The sequence below is a fragment of the Leptothrix discophora genome (assembly GCF_030705305.1).
Lineage (GTDB): Bacteria > Pseudomonadota > Gammaproteobacteria > Burkholderiales > Burkholderiaceae_C > Sphaerotilus > Sphaerotilus discophorus.
Window position 1 is genome coordinate 37,097 of record NZ_JAUZEE010000012.1, and the last position, 18,760, is coordinate 55,856.

Genomic DNA, 18,760 nt, shown 5'->3' on the forward strand with positions numbered 1-18,760 from the left:
ACGCCATCCCCGAGTCTTCCGACATGAGCCTGCGACCCGCCCTCGTGGCGCCCTGGCCGCTGAGCCTGACCGCGCCGGCCGCACTGCTGTGCGGCGGTCTGATGGCATGGGCGCTGGCGCCGCGCGCCATGCCCGGCCTGCAGCTCCTGGCACTGGCCGGCCTGCTGCTGTTGATCGCGGCGGGACGCGCGGGCATCGGCCGGTCCGCCGGCCTGGGCCTGCTGGCCGGCACCGGCTGGATGGCCGGCAGCTTCTGGTGGCTCTACGTCAGCATGCACGACTACGGCGGCCTGGCCGCGCCGCTGGCCGTGCTGGCCGTGCTGGCGCTGGCGGCGGCGCTGGCGCTGCTGGTCGCGGCGGCGATGGCGCTGTGGCGGGCCTTGCGCAGCGGCCGGACCGGCGTCGACGTGGCCTGGCTGGCCGCCCTGTGGCTGGCCATCGAGCTGGCGCGTGGCGAATGGTTCACCGGCTTTCCCTGGGGTGCCAGCGGCTATGCGCACACCGACGGGCTGCTGGCCGTTCTGGCGCCCTGGATCGGCGTCTACGGCGTCGGCGCGGTGGCGGCGGCGCTGTCGGCCTGGTTCGCGCTGGAGCTGTCGGCTCGTCTGTCCGGTCGACGTGACCGCTGGCTGGCGCTGTCGCTGGCGACGCTGACGCTGGCGGGCGCCGGCTGGTTGCCGGCGCTGCGCGGCCCGGACTTCACGCAGGCGGGGGAGCGATTGAGCGTGACCCTGCTGCAAGGCAACGTCAGCCAGGACGAGAAGTTCAATGCCGAGCGCCTGCCCGAGGCGCTGGACTGGCATCTGCGCACGCTCCTCGCCGCTCGCACCGATCTGGTCGTCGCGCCGGAGACGGCGATCCCCTTGCTGCCCGATCAGCTGCCCGACGGCCTGTGGCACCAGTTCACCGAGCAGGTCGGCGCCAGCGGCCAGCATGTGCTGGTCGGCCTGCCGCTGGGCGACTTCGAGCATGGCTACACCAACTCGGTGGCCGGTCTGGGGCCGACCGGCACGCCGGTCTACCGCTACGACAAGCATCACCTGGTGCCCTTCGGCGAGTTCGTGCCGCGTGGCTTCCGCTGGTTCGTCGACGCGATGCACATCCCGCTCGGGGACTTCAGCCGCGGACCGCTGGTCGCGCCGCCGTTCCGGGTCCGCGGCGTCGCGGTCGCACCCAACATCTGCTACGAGGATCTGTTCGGCGAGGAACTGGCCGCGCGCTTTGTCGGTGCGCCGGCCGATGTGCCTGGCGTGCTGGCCAACGTCAGCAACATTGCCTGGTTCGGCCGCAGCGTGGCGGTGCCGCAGCACCTGCAGATCTCGCGCATGCGCACGCTCGAACTCCAGCGTCCGATGCTGCGGGCGACCAACACCGGCGCCACCGTCGTGATCGACCACCGTGGCGAGGTCCGACACGCCCTGCCGCCGCACGAACGCGGCGTGCTGGTCGGTGAGGTCGAGTCGCGCAGCGGCCTCACGCCCTACGCGGCCTGGGTCGGCCGTACCGGACTCTGGCCGGCCTGGCTGTTCGCGCTGGGCATGATGCTTTGGCGCGTCCGGCGTACTTCCGGTTCGGATCAGGTTCGACACGCATTGACGTGAACTGGTTGACAGGGCATGTCCGAAACTGCCATTTCGTCACGTTAAAATCTGCGAGTCCGTGTGTTCCGCATGCGGCCCCACTCACAGCTGCCATCAGGACCAACAATGATCCGTCTGACCTCCGCCGCCCTCATCGCCATCACGCTGGCCGCTTGCTCCAGCACGCCGCCGGCCCCTGCGCCCGCTCCGGCCCCGGCCCCCGTGTCGGCCCCGGCTCCGGCCCCCGCGCCCGCCCCGGCTCCGGCCGCGCCTGCCGCCCCGGCCGCCGCTCCCACGAACACCAACGCCGCTGCCGCCCTGGCCGCTCACCTGGATCCGAACAGCGACCTGTCGAAGAAGCGCAGCATCTATTTCGACTTCGACCAGTTCGTGGTCCGCGCCGAAGACCGTCCGGTCGTCGAACTGCACGGCAAGTACCTGGCCTCGGCCCCGGCCGTGAAGGTCGTGATCGAAGGCAATGCCGACGAGCGCGGCAGCAGCGAATACAACCTGGCGCTGGGCAACAAGCGCGCCCAGGCCGTCGTCCAGTCGCTGAAGCTGCTGGGCGCACGTGACGCGCAGCTCGAGGCCGTCAGCTACGGCGAAGAGCGTCCGGTCGCTACGGGCAGCACCGAAGAGGCGTGGGCCAAGAACCGCCGCGCCGACGTCAAGTACCGCTGATCGGGCGGATCGGGATCGGCGCCAGGCGCAGGTCCCGACTGCATGTTGAACGGCCGGCTCGTCCGGCCGTTTTCTTTGGGGCCTCGCCACGCGACCATCGCGGGCCGGGCCATGAACGGAACCCCGCGCGATGGCTTTGCTGACCCTGCTCGATGCCAGTCTGGCCTATGGCCACGTGGCGCTGCTCGACCATGCCGCGATGTCGGTCGAGAACGGCGAGCGCATCGGCCTGATCGGCCGCAACGGCAGCGGCAAGTCCTCGCTGCTGAAGATCCTGGCCGGCATGGAGCTGCCCGATGACGGCCTGCTGCAGGTCCAGCAGGGGCTGCGACGGGTCTACGTCGCACAGGAGCCCGCCTTCGAGGCCGGCGCGACCGTCTTCGAGGCCGTCAGCGACGGCGTCGCCGAGGCCCGCGACCTGCGCGCCCGCTACGAGAACCCGGCGCCGGGCGAGGACCTCGATGCCCTGCAGAGCCGCATCGAGGCGGTCGACGGCTGGACCTGGGAGCAGCGCGTCGACGAGACGCTGCACCGCCTGCAGCTGGATCCGGACCGCCAGGTCGACGCGCTGTCGGGCGGCCTGCGCAAGCGCGTCGCGCTGGCGCGTGCGCTGGCCGCGGCGCCCGACGTGCTGCTGCTCGACGAGCCGACCAACCACCTCGATCTCGACGCGATCCTGTGGCTGCAGGAATTGCTGACCAGCTTCCGCGGTGCGCTGGTGGTGATCACCCACGACCGCGCCTTCCTGGATGCCGTCTCGACCCGCATCGTCGAACTCGACCGCGGCGTGCTGCGCAGCTACCCGGGGCGCTTCTCGGCCTACGAGGCGACCAAGGCGCGCGAGCTGCAGGACGAGGCCTTGGCGCAGGCCCGCTTCGACAAGCTGCTGGCGCAGGAGGAGGTCTGGATCCGCAAGGGCGTCGAAGCCCGCCGGACCCGCAGCGTCGGGCGCATCGCCCGGCTGGAGCGGCTGCGCGAGCAGCGCGCCGCACGCCGTGACGTGGTCGGCAAGGCCAAGCTGGAGCTCGATGCCGGCATGCGCAGCGGCAAGATCGTGGCCGAGCTCGAAGGGGTCTCGAAGGCCTTTGGCGAGCGCACCATCGTGCGCGGCTTCGACTACACCGTGCTTCGCGGCGACAAGGTCGGCCTGATCGGACCGAACGGCGCGGGCAAGACGACGCTGCTCAAGCTCATCCTCGGCCAGCTCGCGCCGGACGCCGGCACGGTCCGGCTGGGCACCCAGATCCAGGTCGCCTACTTCGACCAGATGCGCGAGGTGCTGAACCCCGAAGCCACCCTGGCCGACACCATCAGCCCGGGCAGCGAGTGGGTCGAGATCGGCGGCACGCGCAAGCATGTGATGGGCTACCTCGGCGACTTCCTGTTCGCCCCGGCACGGGCCAACTCGCCGGTCAAGAGCCTGTCCGGCGGCGAGCGCAACCGGCTGCTGCTGGCGCGCCTGTTCGCCCGGCCGGCCAACGTGCTGGTGCTGGACGAACCGACCAACGACCTCGACATCGAGACGCTGGAGCTGCTCGAGGACCTGTTGACGGACTACCCCGGCACGGTCTTCCTCGTCAGCCACGACCGGACCTTCCTGGATGCCGTCGTGACCAGCACGCTGGTCAGCGAGGGCGACGGCGCCTGGCGCGAGTACGAGGGCGGTGTGGAGGACTGGCTGCAGCAGTCTCGCCGCGCGGCGGCGCTGGCGGCGAAGGACGCCGCCAAGGCGGCCGCGCCGAAGGCCCTGGCCGCCCCGGCGCCTGTTGCCGGGCCTGTCGCCGCGCCTGCGCCTGCGCGGCGCAAGCTCAGCTACAAGGAGCAGCGTGAGCTCGACGAGCTGCCGGTCCGCATCGCGGCGCTGGAGTCGGAGCAGAAGGCGCTGTCCGAGCAGCTCGCCGGTACGGCGCTCTACAGCGAGACGCCGCAGCGGGTGGCTGGCGTCCATGCGCGGCATGCCGAGATCGACGACGAGCTGATGGCGCTGCTGGAGCGCTGGGAAAGCCTGTCGGGACCGGCCCGCTGACCGGACCGCCGATGCCGCAGCAGCGGTGGTGGCCGGCTCAGGCCTGCTCCGCCAGCAGCTGGCGGAGGTCGGCGACCAGGTCGGCGGCCGTCGTGCCGTTGCGCACGTAGAGGCGGATGCGCCCGCGCGGGTCGAAGACGTAGGACGCGGCGGTGTGGTCCATCGTGTAGCGACCCGCCTCGGGGCCGGGCGCCTTGCGGTAGAAGACCTTGAAGGTGCGTGCGGTGGCGAGTGTCTGCGCCGCGTCGCCGCGCAGCGCGATCCAGTCGCTGGCAAAGCTGGCGACATAGGGCCGCAGCAGCTCGGGCGTGTCGCGCTCGGGGTCGATGGTCACCAGGATGCCGACCAGCTTGTCGCCGTCGCGGCCCAGCAGCGTGCGGGCCTCGGCCAGCATCGCCAGCGTGGTCGGGCAGACATCCGGGCACTGCGTGTAGCCGAAGAAGACCACCGGCAGGCGGCCCTTGAAGTCGGCCAGCGTGCGGATGCGGCCGTCCAGGTCGGGCAGTTCGAGGCGGTTGGCGTAGTCCGCGCCGGTGATGTCGACCGACTTGAAGGGTGGCCGCGGCGGCGCGTCGCACCCGGCCAGCCACAGCGGCAAGGCGGCGCTGGCCGCGGACGCCAGCAGCCGGCGCCGGTCGGGCCGGCGCAGCACCGGTCGCGCGGGCGTCGTCATGTCAGCGCTGCCAGGGCAGCAGGTAGTGGTCGACCAGCAGCGCCGCGAACAGCAGCGACAGGTGCCAGATCGAGAAGCGGAAGGTCTCGCGCGCCAGCGCCTCGCTGTAGGCGCGCCACAGCCGGAAGGCGTACTGGATGAAGCGCGCGCCCAGCACCAGCGCGCTCGCCAGGTAGAGCCAGCTGCTCATGCCCTGGACGAAGGGCAGCAGCGTCGCGGCCAGCAGCACGAAGGTGTAGAGCAGGATCTGCAGCCGCGTGAACTCGTTGCCGTGCGTGACGGGCAGCATCGGCAGGCCGGCGCGGGCGTAGTCCTCCACGCGGTAGAGCGCCAGGGCCCAGAAGTGCGGTGGCGTCCACAGGAAGATGATCAGGCAGAGGATGGCCGACTCAGGTCCGACCTCGCCGGTCAAGGCGGCCCAGCCCAGCACCGGCGGCATCGCGCCGGAGGCGCCGCCGATGACGATGTTCTGTGGCGTCAGCGGCTTGAGCACGACGGTGTAGATGACCGCGTAGCCGACAAAGGTGCCGAAGGTCAGCCAGGCCGTCAGCGGGTTGACCCATTCGTGCAGCACCAGCATGCCCGCGCCGCCCAGCACGGCCGAGAAAACCAGCGCCTGCTTGCGGCTGAGTTCGCCGCGCGCGGTCGGACGCCAGGCCGTGCGCTTCATGCGCGCGTCGATGTGTTGCTCGATCAGGCAGTTGAAGGCCGCCGCCGCGCTGGCGACCAGCCAGATGCCGACGGTGCCCCACAGCGCCAGGCGTGCCTGTTCGAGGTCCGGCAGGCCGGGAACGGCCAGCAACATGCCGATGGCGGCGCAGAAGACGATCAGCTGGACGACCCGCGGCTTGGTCAGCGCGAGGTACTGGCGCCAGGGCGAGAGGGACGGTGCGGCGGCGCTCGAGGTGGCGTTCATGCGGACTCGGGTGTGGCGGCTGGCCGGGCGTCGTGACGCGCGGCCGGCCGGGACGGCGTGGTGCCGTCGGCATCGAAGGTGGAACGACGTGCCGCAGCGGGTGCGACCGAGGCCGCCAGCAGGGCGGCCAGCACGGCGACCAGCGCGGCAGCGCCGGCGGTGTGGGCGAGGGCGGCCAGCAGCGGCCAGCCGAGCACGACGTTGGACAGGCCGCTGGCCAGCTGCCAGGCCGACAGGCCGATCAGCCAGGCGCCATAGGGCCGTGCCGGCGCATCGGCATGGCGACGCAGCGCGAAGGCCAGTGCCAGCATCGCGGCCAGCACCGCGAACGCGGCGAGCCGATGTGTCACGTGGATGGCCGTCAGCGTGGCCAGCGTCAGGTTGTGGCCGTCAGCGGTCAGGCCCAGCGCAGGTCGCCAGGTGTAGGCATGGGTGAAGTCCATCTCGGGCCACCAGCTGCCCTGGCAGGTCGGGAAGTCGGTGCAGGCCAGCACGGCGTAGTTGGTGCTGACCCAGCCACCCAGCGTGACCTGCACGATCACCAGCAGCAGCACCGCGAGCACGGCTCGGCGCAGGCCAGCGGTCAGGCGGACCGGGCTGGGCCAGAGGCCGTCACCCGGCATGTTGGCCGCCGATGCCGGTGTGGCCAGCGCGGCGGTGTAGCGCTGCGCCTGCACCGCCAGCAGCGCCAGCAGGCCGATGCCGCCCAGCAGGTGCAGCGTGACGATGCCGGGGTTCAGCTTCATCGTCACGGTCAGCGCACCGAAGGCACCCTGCAGGCAGACCCAGATCAGGCTCAGCGTTGACCAGCCCGGCGAGACCGGCACGCTGGCGAGCGCCGAACCGGTGGCCCGGCGAGCCGCGCGCCAGCTCCAGGCGCACAGCACGACCAGCAGCATGCCCACGCCGGTGGCCAGGTAGCGGTGGATCATCTCGACCCAGGCCTTGCCGTGGGTCACCGGTCCGGTCGGCATGGCGGTCTGCGCGGCGTGAATTTCGGGGCTCGCGCCGATCGGGCTGACGCTGCCGTAGCAGCCGGGCCAGTCCGGACAACCGAGGCCTGAGTCCGACAGTCGTGTGTAGGCGCCAAAGACGATCAGGTCGAAGGTCAGGAACAGGGCCAGCAGCGTCAGCGCCCGCAGGCGCTGCGGCGTGCTGGCGTGACGTTGGCGGCGCAGCAGCCACAGGATCGGGCCGGCGGCCAGCGCCAGGCCGATCGCGGCCAGCAACAGCACGGGGCTGAGATCGATCAGTTCGGCGTTCATGTCCATCGTGTCGGGGCAGGCGAGGAGGTCGTCGGCTCGGAGGGGATCAGAGGGCCTCGCGGCCCGGCCGGTCCCACGAGGCGGCGGCACGCAGCAGGCGGTCAAGGTCACGGCGCACCTTGGCCGGATCGAACTCGGCCGGTACCCGCATCATCCATTGGCCATGCGGGTCGACGAGGTAGAGGTGGTCGCCGAGCCGGTGGCCGGGGTCCGGCGCCAGCCAGCTCGCGAGCTGACCTTCGATGGCGCGCAGCACGGTCGCGTTGGCCATCGCGGGCATCAGTGCCTCGCGCGGCGGCGTCGTGCCGGTCACCAGCCAGACGCGGTCGACGCGGTCGCGGTCCCGGCCCAGGCCCTCGCGCAGTTGGCGCTGGGCGTACAGCAGCTTCTCGCAGGTGGCGTCGCAGAGGCCGTCGGAGACCGCCACGAGCAGCCACTGGCCGCGCAGCGCACGGGCGTCGACAGGCTGACCTTCCAAGGTCTGAAGGCTTAGCTGCGCCGGCGCCGGCAGTGCGCGGGTCGGGACGATGAGCGTGCTGTAGTTGGTGTGCGACTGCGGGCGGATCACGTAGAACGTGAAGTAGGACGCGATCACCGGCGAGGCGCACATCAGCAGGATCAGCATCATGCGCAGCCGGCCGGTCCGGGTGCGCTGATCGGGATCGAGCGGCTGGACCGGCAGGCTGTGGACCGTCAGGCCGAGCGGCTCGTCCTCGTCAGGCCGGGGCGCGGCGACGCTGCTGGAGGCGGGGACGGATGAGTTGGAACCAGACATAGAGTCCTGCGCAAAGAGCGCTGAGGGCGAACCATTGGGCGGCGTAGCCGAGATGCTTCTGGACGTCGACGGCCGGCAGCGGCCAGTCGCGCAGCAGCGGCGCCTCGTCGGCTGCAACCGGGTCGGTCTGCAGGATCGAGGCCGGCCGCAGCGGCAGGCCCAGCGCCGAGGCGTGGGCGGCGAGGTCGAGATTCTGGCGGATGAGGCCGCGGCCGGCGTCGCCGAAGTCGTAGAGCTTGGACGGCGGCGGGGCGATGCGGCCTTGCAGCGTCACCTCGCCCTCGGGCCGGGGCAGCGGCGCCAGGCGGGTGCGGTCCTGGGCGTCACGCGGGATCCAGCCGCGCAGCACCATCACCGCGTCGTTCGGGCCGAGTTGCAGCGGCGTGGCGACGTAGAAGCCCGGCCGGCCCTGCATCTGGCGGTTCTCGAGGAAGACCGTGCCGTCGTGGCGCCAATGGCCGTGCAGCGTGACCCGGCGGTCATGCAAGGACGGATCGCCCGCCTGGGCCCGTGGCCAGCCCGCGCCGTCCAGTGCCGGCTGCGCATGACGAGACTCGATCTGTTGCTGCAGGCGGATCTTCTGGTCGGCCCGGTCGAGTTGCCAGATGCCCAGCCTTGCCGTCAGTGCGCAGACCACCAGGGCCGCGACAAGCACGATCCCGCCCTGCAGGCGTCGACGCGGAGACGGTGGCTCGGGAAGTCGGGTGGAATAATCGGTCGCCATGAAACTCATCATCGGACTGGCCTTCGTCGTCATTCTCGGAGCGCTGGCCTCGGCCGGTGTCTTCATGCTCAAGCGGCCCCGCGAGGACGCGGGTCAGGACGAGCGGGGCCGCATGGCCCGGGCGCTGACCTTGCGCATCGCCGCGTCGGTGGCCGTCTTCCTGTTCGTGCTGCTGAGCTGGCTCATGGGCTGGATCCATCCCACCGGTGTGCCGCTCAAGCCGATCTGATCCGGCCTTGCCCACCTCGACCTTCACCAATGAAAAGAGCGCCCGCGAGGCGCTCTTTTCACGTGTGCAGCGAGATGGCGGTGACGGGCACCGCCGCAGGCCTCACAGCCAGTAGACGACGATGTACAGGCCAAGCCAGACGACGTCGACGAAATGCCAGTACCAGGCCGCGCCTTCGAAGCCGAAATGGCGCTTGGCGCTGAAGTGGCCCTTCTGCAGGCGCAGCGTGATGAACAGCAGCATCAGCATGCCCACGAACACGTGGAAGCCGTGGAAGCCGGTCAGCAGGAAGAAGGTCGAGCCGAAGACGCCCGACGACAGCTTCAGGTTCAGGTCGCTGTAGGCATGCGAATACTCGTAGCCCTGGAAGCCCAGGAAGACGATGCCCAGCAGCACGGTGACCCACATCCAGCGGATGCACTTGGCACGCTGGTCGGCGATCAGCGCATGGTGGGCGATCGTCAGCGTCACGCCCGAGGTCAGCAGCAGCGCGGTGTTGATGGTCGGGATCGGCCACGGACCCATGGTCAGGAAGGCATCGACGGTACCGGCCGGGGATGCGGTCACGCCAGCGGCGACGCTGGGCCAGAGGGCCTTGAAGTCGGGCCACAGCAGCGAGTTCTCGAGGCTGCCCAGGCTCGGCACCGACTGCACGCGCAGCCAGTAGAGCGCGCCGAAGAAGGCGCCGAAGAACATCACTTCCGAGAAGATGAACCAGGCCATGCTCCAGCGATAGGAGATGTCGATGCGGTCGCTGTAGAGGCCGCCTTCGCTCTCGCCAGCGGCTTCACCGAACCACTGGCGCAGCACCACCGCGACCCAGGCCAGGCCCGCCAGCAGGGAATAGGCGCCCCAGCCATGGCCGTTGATCCACTGGCCGGCGCCGAGGATCACGAAGAACAGGCCGATGGCCATCATGACCGGGTGCCGCGAGGGCGCCGGGACGTAGTAGTAGGGCGTGGCGCCCTTGCTCGCTGCCGACATGTCTAGCTCCTGAATCTGGCTGATGTCTGTGGTTGTCTGGTGAGGCGAACCCGCGGGTTCGTTCGGATCTCGGGTATCAGGTGGCCGCGCCGCTGGCGACGATCCACTTCACCAGCATGACCAGGCCCAGCACGAAGAGCAGGGCAGCGATCACGCCGGTGATGATCACGTGCACCGGGTTGAGCCGGTTCACGTCGTTCTGGTAGTCGCGGCCGCGGCGGATGCCGAGGAAGGACCAGGCGACGGCCGTGGCCGTCTGGCGAAACGACAGCTTGCGCTGCGCGGCCGCCTTCAGGTCGGCTCCCGGTGCAGCGGCGTCTTGAGGTTCGTTGGCCATCATGAGCCCGGTGTCGGGACAACTTGCGGGTTGGCTGCGGCACTGCTGCCGTTGGCGCCCTTCACCTTGGATCCCACCTCGAAGAAGGTGTAGGACAGGGTGATGGTGGTGACGTCCTTCGGCAGCTTCGGATCGATCACGAAGACCACCGGCCAGCTCTTGGCTTCGCCCGGCTTCAGCGTGTACTCGTTGAAGCAGAAGCACTCCAGCTTGTTGAAGTGCGGCGTCGCGTTCATTGGCGCGTAGCTCGGGATGGCCTGGGCCGCCATGGTCCGGTTCTGCACGTTGCGGAACTCGTACATGACGGTCGTGACCTCGCCCGGATGGACCTGCACCGAGCGCTGCGCCGGCTTGAAGTCCCACGGGCCCCGTGCGTTCGCGTCGAACTCGACGGTGATCGTGCGGGTGCGGTCGACCTGGGTGTTGCGCAACGCCTCGGCCTGGGTCGCGCGGCCTGTCACGCGGGCTTCGTTGAGCGTCAGCACGTTGATGCCCATGGCCTCGCAGATCGCGCGGTACATGGGCACCAGCGCATAGCCGAAGCCGAACATCAGGCCGGCGATCACCGCGAGCTTGCCCATCATGCGGATGTTGTCGCGGCGCACGCCGGTGGGCGTGCCGGCGGCTGCGAGGGTGCGGGTGTCGCGCGTCATCGGATCACTTGCCCAGCATCGTCACCTTGGCAAAGAAGCCAAGGAAGAAGACGACCGCAACGCTCGCCAGGATCAAGCCGAGCTTGAGGTTCTGGCGGCGCTTCTCGTCAGGGGGCTTGGACATGTGGGGACTGCTTCAGGTTCCGATGGGCGCACATGGCGCAAGGATCAGCCGATCACCTTGGTGGCGGTGGCGTCCAGCTTGGGCGGGTTCTCGAAGGTGTGGAAGGGCGCCGGCGAAGGCACTTCCCACTCCAGGCCTTCAGCCGCTTCCCAGGGCTTCTGGGATGCCTTCGGGCCCTGGCCACGCATCATCGGGATCACGACGAACACGAAGAAGTAGACCTGGCACAGACCGAAGCCCAGGCCGCCGATCGACGCCAGTGCATTGAAGTCGGCGAACTGCAGCGGGTAGTCGGCGTAGCGGCGCGGCATGCCGGCCAGGCCGAGGAAGTGCATCGGGAAGAAGGTGACGTTGAAGAACACCATCGACGCCCAGAAGTGGATCTTGCCGCGCGTCTCGGAGTACATGACGCCGGTCCACTTCGGACCCCAGTAGTACACGCCGGCGAACATCGCGAACAGCGAACCGGCCACCAGCACGTAGTGGAAGTGGGCCACGACGTAGTAGGTGTCCTGCAACTGGATGTCGATCGGGGCCATCGACAGGATCAGGCCGGTGAAGCCGCCCATCGAGAACACGAAGATGAAGCCGACGGCCCACAGCATCGGGGTCTCGAAGGTCATCGAGCCCTTCCACATCGTGGCGACCCAGTTGAAGACCTTCACGCCGGTCGGCACCGAGATCAGCATCGTCGCGTACATGAAGAACAGCTGGCCGGTCAGCGGCATGCCGGTCGTGTACATGTGGTGGGCCCACACGATGAACGACAGGATCGCGATCGATGCGGTCGCGTAGACCATCGAGGCGTAGCCGAACAGCTTCTTGCGTGCGAAGGCCGGGACGATCTGGCTGATGATGCCGAAGGCCGGCAGGATCATGATGTAGACCTCGGGGTGACCGAAGAACCAGAACACGTGCTGGTACAGGATCGGATCACCGCCGCCGGCGGGGTTGAAGAAGGTCGTGCCGAAGTGTCGGTCGGTCAGCGTCATCGTGATCGCGCCGGCGAGCACGGGCATCACCGCGATCAGCAGGTAGGCCGTGATCAGCCAGGTCCACGCGAACATCGGCATCTTCATCAGCGTCATGCCGGGGGCGCGCATGTTGAGGATGGTCACGATGATGTTGATCGAGCCCATGATCGACGAGGCGCCGAGGATGTGCATCGCGAAGATGCCGGCGTCCATCGAGGGACCCATCTGCAGCGTCAGCGGCGCGTAGAGCGTCCAGCCGGCGGCGGGTGCACCACCGGGCATGAAGAAGCTCGCCACGAGCATGATGGCCGCCGGGATCATCAGCCAGAAGCTGAAGTTGTTCATCCGGGCGAAGGCCATGTCGGACGCGCCGATCTGGAGCGGCAGCATCCAGTTCGCGAAGCCGACGAAGGCCGGCATGATCGCGCCGAACACCATGATCAGGCCGTGCATGGTCGTGAACGAGTTGAACAGCTCGGGGTTCACGTACTGCAGGCCGGGCTGGAACAGCTCAAGGCGGATCAGCAGGGCAAGGACGCCGCCGATCATCAGCATGGCGAAGGCGAACAGCAGGTACAGCGTACCGATGTCCTTGTGGTTGGTCGCGAAGACCCAGCGACGCCAGCCATGTGGCGCGTGGTGATCGTCGTGTCCGTGACCGTCGTCGTGGGCGTGGCCACCGGGGTGGAGAACTGCGCTCATGGGTCGAATACCTCTCGGTTGAGCCTGGATTACTTGCGAGCCGCGAGGACGTCGGCCGGCTGCACGATCTGACCGGTCTTGTTCGACCAGTTGTTCTTCGTGTAGGTGATCACGGCGGCGATCTCGGTGTCGGACAGGGCCTTCCACGACGGCATGGCACCGTTGTTCTGGCCATTCAGGAGGACGGCGATCTGCTTGGTCTTGTCGGCGTCCAGCACGACCGGCGCACCGTCGACGGCCTTGATCGGACCGGCACCCTTGCCGTTGGCCTGGTGGCAGGCCTGGCAGTTGGCGGCGTAGACCTTCTCGCCGCGGGCGACCAGGTCAGGCAGGGACCAGACCTTGGCCGGATCGTCGGCCTTGGCAGCCAGCTTCTTCTTCTCGCCGGCGACCCACGCGCTGTAGTCCTCTTGCGAGAGCACCTTCACGTGGATGGGCATGTAGGCGTGTTCCTTGCCGCACAGCTCCACGCACTGGCCGTGGAAGTCGCCAACGACTTCGGCGCGGAACCAGGTGTCACGCACGAAGCCGGGGATGGCGTCCTGCTTGATGCCGAACTGCGGCACGGTGAACGAGTGGATCACGTCGTCCGCCGTGGTGATGAGGCGGACCTTCTTGCCAACCGGCACGACCAGCGGGTTGTCGACCTTGAGCAGGTAGTCATCGATGTCGGCGGGCTTGCCCGAGTCCGACATGACGCGGTGGCTGGTGTCGAGCGTGGACAGGAAGCCGATGCCTTCGCCTTCGCCCTTCAGGTAGTCGTAGCCCCATTTCCACTGGTAGCCGGTGACCTTGACGGTCAGGTCGGCATTGGTGGTGTCCTTCTGCGCGACCACCGTCTTGGTGGCCATGGCGCCCATCGCGATCACGATGATGAAGGGCACGATCGTCCAGGCGATCTCGACGGTGATGCTCTCGTGGAAGTTGGCCGGCTTGTGGCCCTTGGACTTCCGGTGCTTGATGATCGAATAGAACATCACGCCGAAGACGCCGAGGAAGATCACCGTGCAGATGATCATCATGATCCAGTGCAGCTGGTGCAGGTTCTCGGACATCTTGCTCGCGCCGACCGGCAGGTCCATCTGACGGACGGAGGGGCCTCCGGGCAGGTCGTTCACCGCCCAGGCAGCCGGCGCGGCCAGCGCGGCAAACGCAGCCAGGCCGACAGGGGCCAGGTGCCGTCGCAGAGCATTCATGGTCTTCATCGTCTTCACTTTCCGTTCATCACCCGGTGCCCGCCCGGACGTCGCCGGGCTCGGCACACTGCGCTTGAGAGTTGCCTGACCATCCACGCCGCCCCGACGGCCGGTGCGGTGCGGGGTCACTGTGCCCCGGGCCTGGCAAGCACGTCATCCAGATTGCTCCGGATGACATGGCAGGACCCTTGGTGCGCCTGGGGCACGCATCACCGTGCGCCGTGCCACCTCTGACACGAAGCGGCCCGCGACGGTGCGCGGGCCTTGGTGAGGATCAAGTCAAGTGCATCGGGCACTTGACCGGGATCATTGCGTCGCCTTGCAGCTCAACCCGTGAATTCTACGAGGGGCACATCGGCTCGCAAAGAATGTTCACAACTCGAAGGGCTGAGCGGCGTCATGCACCGGTCAGCGGGTTGCGTCGACGCGTCATTTCCCGCATCGATTCCAGCGCAATCGTGGTCTCGCCGCCCACCTTCGCCCGGGGAACGGGGCGGAATGCGTGGCCGTAGACAATTTCGAACGTCAGCGTCAGGCGACCGTCAGCGCCGGCCAGTTTCTCGTGCAACTGCTTGTGCAGGCTGTGCAACCAGCGGGGCGTGCGCAGGCCTGCATGGCGCCGGGGATGGGTGTTGCGGCCGAGGCTGCGCAGCTCGGCCAGCAGCGACGGCGCATCGGCCCAGCTCAGCGTCAGGGTCTCCATGTCCATCACCGGATCGGCGAAGCCGGCCTGCACCAGCGCGTCGCCCAGGTCGTGCATGTCGATGAAGGGGCTGGCCGGTTCGCCCCAGCCGGCGTCGCGGTAGATCGGGCGCAACTCGCGCAGCGTGTCGGGGCCGAGGCAGGAGAACATCAGGAAGCCGTCGACCCGGATCGCCCGGTGCCACTGCGCCAGCAGCGCGGGCAGCGGATCGGCCCAGTGCAGCATCATGTTCGACCAGAGCAGGTCGACCTGCGGGGCGGCCGGCGTCTCCGGTGCGGTGACCTTGCCGATCAGGCTGCGCCACCAGGGCTTGCCGGCCGCCGGTGCCGGGCGGATTGTCCCGGCCGGATCGGCCGCCTCGACCTGCCACAGGCGGGCCTGCGGACAGGCGTCGGCGAGCGCATCGGTGTCCTCGGCCCGCTCGGGCCACCAGTCCAGCACCTGTGCCGGCTGCTGGCGGACCAGGCTCAGCCGCTCGGCCATGCGGCGCGCGATCTCGCCGTGCAGCCAGGGCTGTGGCGCCGCGGCCCGACGCCGTTCGCGCAGACGCCGGATGGCGGCCGGATCGAGCAGCGTGCGGCCCTCGGGAAGGCCGGTTCCGGACGGGGTGGCGTGAGCCGTCTTGGGGGGCTGGTCCATGGTGGCGCGGCAGTATAGTGAGCCGCACATGCCCCCCTCGCGCATCCCGACAGGACCGATCCCGTCGAGCATCCCGGCCGATCCGGTCGTCGCTGCCGGTACGCTGGCGCCGCTGCGGCGCGGCTGGGTCGCCTGCCGCACGGCCCTCGCGTCCGTCGCGCGCAGCCAATGCCGGATCTGTGACGCATGGTCCGCCGAGGTCTTCTGCGCCGACTGCCTGACCCGCCATGCCGCGCCGCGCTGGCGCTGCAGCCGTTGCGCGATCGGCCTGCCGGCGCTGCTGGCGGTCCATCTCGAAAATCGCAGCCTGGCCGCGCTCGAAACAGGCCAGCACATGCCCGAGGCGATCTGTGCCGACTGCCGCCGCGACCCGCCTGCCTTCGACGCCGCCTGGGCCGCGCTCGACTATGGCCCGCCTTGGGACCGGCTGGTGGCGGCCTTCAAGTTCCACGGAGCGCCCGAGCTGGCGCGGCCCCTGGCCCGGCTGATGCTGGATCGACGGCCTGATGCCGACCCCGCGCACACCGACCCGTCGACGCTCCTGCTGCCGGTGCCGCTGACCTCAGAACGCTGGCGCGAGCGTGGTTACAACCAGGCCTGGGAGCTGGCCCGCCGGCTGGGGCCCGCGCTTGGGCTGACGGTGCGGGACGACCTGATCGAGCGCCTCGTCGGCGGTGCGCACCAGGTCTCCCTCACGGGTGAAGCGCGACGACACCAGGTGCGCGGCGCCTACACGGTCCCGGGGTCGGCCCGGGCGACCCTGGCGGGTGCGCAGGTCGTGCTGGTCGACGACGTGATGACCACCGGCGCAACGCTGGCCGAGTGCGCCCGCGTGCTCAAGCGGGCCGGCGCGCGGCGCGTGACGGTCTGGGCGCTGGCGCGCACGCCGGCCGATTGACGCGCAAGCCGAGTCAGGCGCAACTGGTTCTGTGGCCTCGGCATACTGCGCGCCGTTTCCTGCCCCGCTCCGGTCTGCCGCCCATGTTCCACATCGTCCTGGTCCATCCCGAGATCCCGCCAAACACCGGCAACGTGATCCGGCTGGCGGCCAACACCGGCTGCTCGCTGCACCTGGTCGAACCGCTCGGTTTCTCGATGGACGACAAGCTGCTCAAGCGCGCCGGGCTGGACTATCACGAGCACGCACCGGTGCGCCGCCATGCCGACTGGGACGCGTTCCTGAAGGCCGCGTCACCCGACCCGGCGGCCATGTATGCCTTCACCACGCGCGGCAGCCGGCCCTTCGGCGAGATCGCCTGGCCGGCCGGCGGGTGGTTCGTGTTCGGCAGCGAGACCGCCGGCCTGCCCGAGGACATCCGCGAGCGATTCGAGCCGTCGCAGCGCGTGCGCCTGCCGATGCGACCCGGCCAGCGCAGCCTGAACCTCAGCAACGCCGTCGCGGTGACGGTGTTCGAGGCCTGGCGGCAGCACGGCTACGCCGGCGCGGCCTGAGCCGCGGCGGTGCCAGGCATCACTCGTTGCGGGCTTCGCGCTGCATCAGCAGGCCGACCGCCGCGCGCGGTGCCATGCGGCCCTGCAGCACCGCGACGACCGCTGCGGTGATCGGCATCTCGACGCCACATTGCCGCGCGCGTTCGAGCACCGTGTGGGCGCTGTAGACGCCTTCGGCGACGTGGCCCAGTTCGGCCAGGATCTGGTCCAGCGTCTGGTCCTGCGCCAGCAGCAGGCCGACCCGGCGGTTGCGCGACAGGTCGCCGGTCGCGGTCAACACCAGGTCGCCCAGACCGGACAGGCCCATGAAGGTCTCGGCCCGCGCGCCCAGCGCCAGACCCAGCCGCGTCATCTCGGCCAGGCCGCGCGTGATCAGCGCGGCGCGGGCGTTCAGGCCCAGCGCCATGCCGTCGGCGATGCCGGTGGCGATCGCCAGCACGTTCTTGACCGCGCCGCCGACCTCGACGCCGACCGGGTCGTCGGAGCCGTAGACGCGCAGGCTGCCGCCGTGCAGTGCCGCCACGGCAGCCTCGCGCAGCGCGGTGTCCGAGGTCGCCGCGACCAGCGCGGTCGGCTGCTGGCGGGCGACCTCGAGCGCGAAGCTCGGGCCTGACAGCACGCCGCAGCGCAGGCTGGGCGCGACCTCGCGGGCGATCTCGTGGCCGAGCCGGCCGGTGCCGGCCTCGAAGCCCTTGCTGAGCCACAGCGTCGGGTGGTCGGCGGGGATGCGCGCGAGCATGCCGCGGAGGCCGGCCATCGGCGTGGCCAGGATCACCAGCCCGTGGGCGCCGGCATGGGCCAGGGCGGCATCGAGGTCGGCGACGTAGGCGAGCGACTCGGGCAGCGCGACGTCGGGCAGGTAGCGCTGGTTGCGGCGCTCCCGGGCCATCGCGGCGATCTGGTCCGCGTCACGGCCCCACAGCAGCGTCGGATGGTGACGGGCGGCCTGGGCGGCCAGCGCCGTGCCCCAGGCGCCGGCACCGAGCACGGTGATCTGCATGGTGCGGGGATGCGTAAGGGGGAGTCGGAAGGAGGCGGGTCAGGCGCACAGGGCCTGCCACCGCCTCCCGCGCGGCATCAGGCGTTGCCGGCGACCTGGCCCTGCTGGGCCTCGTACATGGCCTGGAAGTTGACTTCGGCCAGGTGCACCGGCGGGAAGCCGGCGCGGCTGATGACGTCGGCGACGACGGCACGCAGATAGGGATAGACGATGCCGGGGCAGGCGATGCCCAGGATGGGCTGCATCTGCTCGGGATCGATGTTGCGGATCTCGAAGATGCCGGCTTCCTTGGCCTCGCACAGGAACAGCGTGCGCTCGCCCAGCGTGGTGGTCACGGTGGCGGTCACGGCCACCTCGAACATGCCTTCGGCGATCGGGGCGACCTCGACCTGCAGGTTGATGTCGACGTTGGGCTGGCCCTGCTCGACCAGGATCTGCGGCGAGTTGGGCTGTTCGAGCGACAGATCCTTGAGGTAGACGCGCTGGATCTGGAAGACGGGCGCTTCGCCCGTTGCGGCTTGTTCGTCGGCCATGGTGTGGTGTCTCGGTCGGGTGGCGCGGAGGTCGCAAAAAAGCCCGCGCTCTGCGGCGGGCCGTCGGGATTATGGCAGTCGGGCGTGTCGGTTCCGGGTCGCGCAGGTGTCGCCGACGGGGGCCGCACGAGGTGTTGACCCACCACCGGGGCTGGGTTCCTGCACCCCCCATTCGGGTGCTTTGTTCGGGAAGTAGAACTTCACGTTTTTCAGTTGAATCGCCTGAACCTGAACCGAGACCTGGGTGGTGCTTGTGATGTTTTTCACAAATGAACACCTCGCCGGGGACTTATGGATTGATTAAGTCCGACCGCAATACAGGGGATTAGCGGTGTGAATTCCGACCGGCACGGCAATCGCGCCGAGGACTTCGTGGTCGTGTCAAGTCGATCGGTCCCGATCTCTTGGAAAAGTGGGCCGCGCAGCGGCTTCCTTTAATTCGATCTTCAGGAATTCGCCGGGCCCCCTCGGTCGGCTCAATAGCGGCATAGCCTTTTGAATTCCTTAAAACTCGATACCGAAACCCGGCCGGATACATCCGTTTGTGACGGTGGCAGGCGTGGGGTGCCATGCGTCGGAAGTTTTCCTTAGTAT

Annotated in this window: 20 protein-coding genes; 6 read left to right on the forward strand and 14 right to left on the reverse strand. The window is 69.3% G+C overall.

Features of this window, described 5'->3' with window-relative positions; translation table 11 throughout:
- Positions 1 to 23: 23 nt before the first annotated feature.
- The 3 genes from lnt (at position 24) to Q8X39_RS17855 (ending at position 4,287) form a co-directional block, all read left to right on the forward strand.
- A complete protein-coding gene (lnt, locus tag Q8X39_RS17840; protein WP_305751045.1) occupies positions 24 to 1,601 on the forward strand; it encodes an apolipoprotein N-acyltransferase in 1,578 nt (525 codons plus the stop codon).
- 105 nt (positions 1,602 to 1,706) lie between these two features.
- Positions 1,707 to 2,261, forward strand: a complete 555-nt coding sequence (gene pal / locus Q8X39_RS17845; protein ID WP_305751046.1) for a peptidoglycan-associated lipoprotein Pal — start codon at positions 1,707 to 1,709, stop codon at positions 2,259 to 2,261.
- 130 nt (positions 2,262 to 2,391) lie between these two features.
- On the forward strand, positions 2,392 to 4,287 hold the full coding sequence (locus Q8X39_RS17855) for an ATP-binding cassette domain-containing protein (protein WP_369538123.1): 1,896 nt from the start codon (positions 2,392 to 2,394) through the stop codon (positions 4,285 to 4,287).
- Positions 4,288 to 4,324: 37 nt separating this feature from the next.
- Here the strand turns inward: Q8X39_RS17855 and Q8X39_RS17860 are convergent, their stop codons facing one another.
- Genes Q8X39_RS17860 through Q8X39_RS17880 form a run of 5 tightly spaced genes read right to left on the reverse strand, consistent with a single transcriptional unit; the run spans position 4,325 to position 8,571 of the window.
- Positions 4,325 to 4,960, reverse strand: coding sequence for an SCO family protein (locus Q8X39_RS17860; protein ID WP_305751047.1), 636 nt, complete (start codon positions 4,958 to 4,960; stop codon positions 4,325 to 4,327).
- A 1-nt stretch (position 4,961) separates the two neighbouring features.
- Positions 4,962 to 5,876, reverse strand: coding sequence for a heme o synthase (gene cyoE, locus Q8X39_RS17865; RefSeq protein ID WP_305751048.1), 915 nt, complete (start codon positions 5,874 to 5,876; stop codon positions 4,962 to 4,964).
- Positions 5,873 to 7,147: a COX15/CtaA family protein gene (locus Q8X39_RS17870; RefSeq protein WP_407068028.1), complete on the reverse strand. Its 1,275-nt coding sequence runs from the start codon at positions 7,145 to 7,147 to the stop codon at positions 5,873 to 5,875. Before Q8X39_RS17870 ends, cyoE begins: the two co-directional genes overlap by 4 nt.
- 40 nt (positions 7,148 to 7,187) lie before the next feature.
- Complete coding sequence (locus Q8X39_RS17875) at positions 7,188 to 7,916, reverse strand: SCO family protein (protein WP_305751050.1); 729 nt, start codon at positions 7,914 to 7,916, stop codon at positions 7,188 to 7,190.
- Positions 7,858 to 8,571 (reverse strand): SURF1 family protein, encoded by a 714-nt coding sequence (locus tag Q8X39_RS17880; RefSeq protein ID WP_305751051.1) that lies wholly within the window; start codon positions 8,569 to 8,571, stop codon positions 7,858 to 7,860. The genes Q8X39_RS17875 and Q8X39_RS17880 overlap by 59 nt, the downstream gene beginning before the upstream one ends.
- A 67-nt stretch (positions 8,572 to 8,638) precedes the next feature.
- Here Q8X39_RS17880 and Q8X39_RS17885 point away from each other — a divergent pair, with 67 nt between their 5' ends.
- The gene (locus Q8X39_RS17885; protein ID WP_305751052.1) at positions 8,639 to 8,869 is read left to right on the forward strand and encodes a DUF2909 domain-containing protein; all 231 of its coding nucleotides are present in this window, start codon (positions 8,639 to 8,641) and stop codon (positions 8,867 to 8,869) included.
- Between the two features lie 102 nt (positions 8,870 to 8,971).
- On the opposite strand, the gene Q8X39_RS17890 is transcribed toward Q8X39_RS17885, so the two are convergent.
- The 7 genes from Q8X39_RS17890 to Q8X39_RS17920 form a co-directional block, all read right to left on the reverse strand.
- Positions 8,972 to 9,853 carry a cytochrome c oxidase subunit 3 gene (locus Q8X39_RS17890; RefSeq protein ID WP_305751053.1) on the reverse strand — a complete coding sequence of 294 codons (882 nt, stop codon included), beginning with the start codon at positions 9,851 to 9,853 and terminating at the stop codon, positions 8,972 to 8,974.
- Positions 9,854 to 9,929: 76 nt separating this feature from the next.
- Positions 9,930 to 10,190, reverse strand: a complete 261-nt coding sequence (locus Q8X39_RS17895) for a DUF2970 domain-containing protein (RefSeq protein WP_305751054.1) — start codon at positions 10,188 to 10,190, stop codon at positions 9,930 to 9,932.
- A complete protein-coding gene (locus Q8X39_RS17900; RefSeq protein ID WP_305751055.1) occupies positions 10,190 to 10,843 on the reverse strand; it encodes a cytochrome c oxidase assembly protein in 654 nt (217 codons plus the stop codon). Before Q8X39_RS17900 ends, Q8X39_RS17895 begins: the two co-directional genes overlap by 1 nt.
- Before the next feature lie 4 nt (positions 10,844 to 10,847).
- On the reverse strand, positions 10,848 to 10,967 hold the full coding sequence (locus Q8X39_RS17905; protein ID WP_305751056.1) for a cytochrome oxidase small assembly protein: 120 nt from the start codon (positions 10,965 to 10,967) through the stop codon (positions 10,848 to 10,850).
- 44 nt (positions 10,968 to 11,011) lie between these two features.
- Positions 11,012 to 12,643, reverse strand: a complete 1,632-nt coding sequence (ctaD, locus tag Q8X39_RS17910; RefSeq protein WP_305751057.1) for a cytochrome c oxidase subunit I — start codon at positions 12,641 to 12,643, stop codon at positions 11,012 to 11,014.
- A gap of 29 nt (positions 12,644 to 12,672) precedes the next feature.
- Positions 12,673 to 13,839 carry a cytochrome c oxidase subunit II gene (gene coxB / locus Q8X39_RS17915; RefSeq protein ID WP_407068029.1) on the reverse strand — a complete coding sequence of 389 codons (1,167 nt, stop codon included), beginning with the start codon at positions 13,837 to 13,839 and terminating at the stop codon, positions 12,673 to 12,675.
- 397 nt (positions 13,840 to 14,236) lie between these two features.
- Entirely contained in the window at positions 14,237 to 15,181 is a 945-nt protein-coding gene (locus Q8X39_RS17920) for a methyltransferase domain-containing protein (protein ID WP_305751059.1), read from the reverse strand.
- Between the two features lie 28 nt (positions 15,182 to 15,209).
- Between Q8X39_RS17920 and Q8X39_RS17925 the strand changes: the two genes are divergently transcribed.
- Together Q8X39_RS17925 and Q8X39_RS17930 are read left to right on the forward strand one after the other, a co-directional pair.
- Positions 15,210 to 16,079, forward strand: coding sequence for a ComF family protein (locus Q8X39_RS17925; protein ID WP_305751060.1), 870 nt, complete (start codon positions 15,210 to 15,212; stop codon positions 16,077 to 16,079).
- A gap of 83 nt (positions 16,080 to 16,162) precedes the next feature.
- Positions 16,163 to 16,633, forward strand: a complete 471-nt coding sequence (locus tag Q8X39_RS17930; RefSeq protein ID WP_305751061.1) for a tRNA (cytidine(34)-2'-O)-methyltransferase — start codon at positions 16,163 to 16,165, stop codon at positions 16,631 to 16,633.
- A gap of 19 nt (positions 16,634 to 16,652) precedes the next feature.
- On the opposite strand, the gene Q8X39_RS17935 is transcribed toward Q8X39_RS17930, so the two are convergent.
- On the reverse strand, positions 16,653 to 17,633 hold the full coding sequence (locus Q8X39_RS17935; protein ID WP_305751062.1) for an NAD(P)H-dependent glycerol-3-phosphate dehydrogenase: 981 nt from the start codon (positions 17,631 to 17,633) through the stop codon (positions 16,653 to 16,655).
- 77 nt (positions 17,634 to 17,710) lie between these two features.
- The gene (secB, locus tag Q8X39_RS17940; protein WP_305751063.1) at positions 17,711 to 18,166 is read right to left on the reverse strand and encodes a protein-export chaperone SecB; all 456 of its coding nucleotides are present in this window, start codon (positions 18,164 to 18,166) and stop codon (positions 17,711 to 17,713) included.
- Positions 18,167 to 18,760 lie beyond the last annotated feature (594 nt).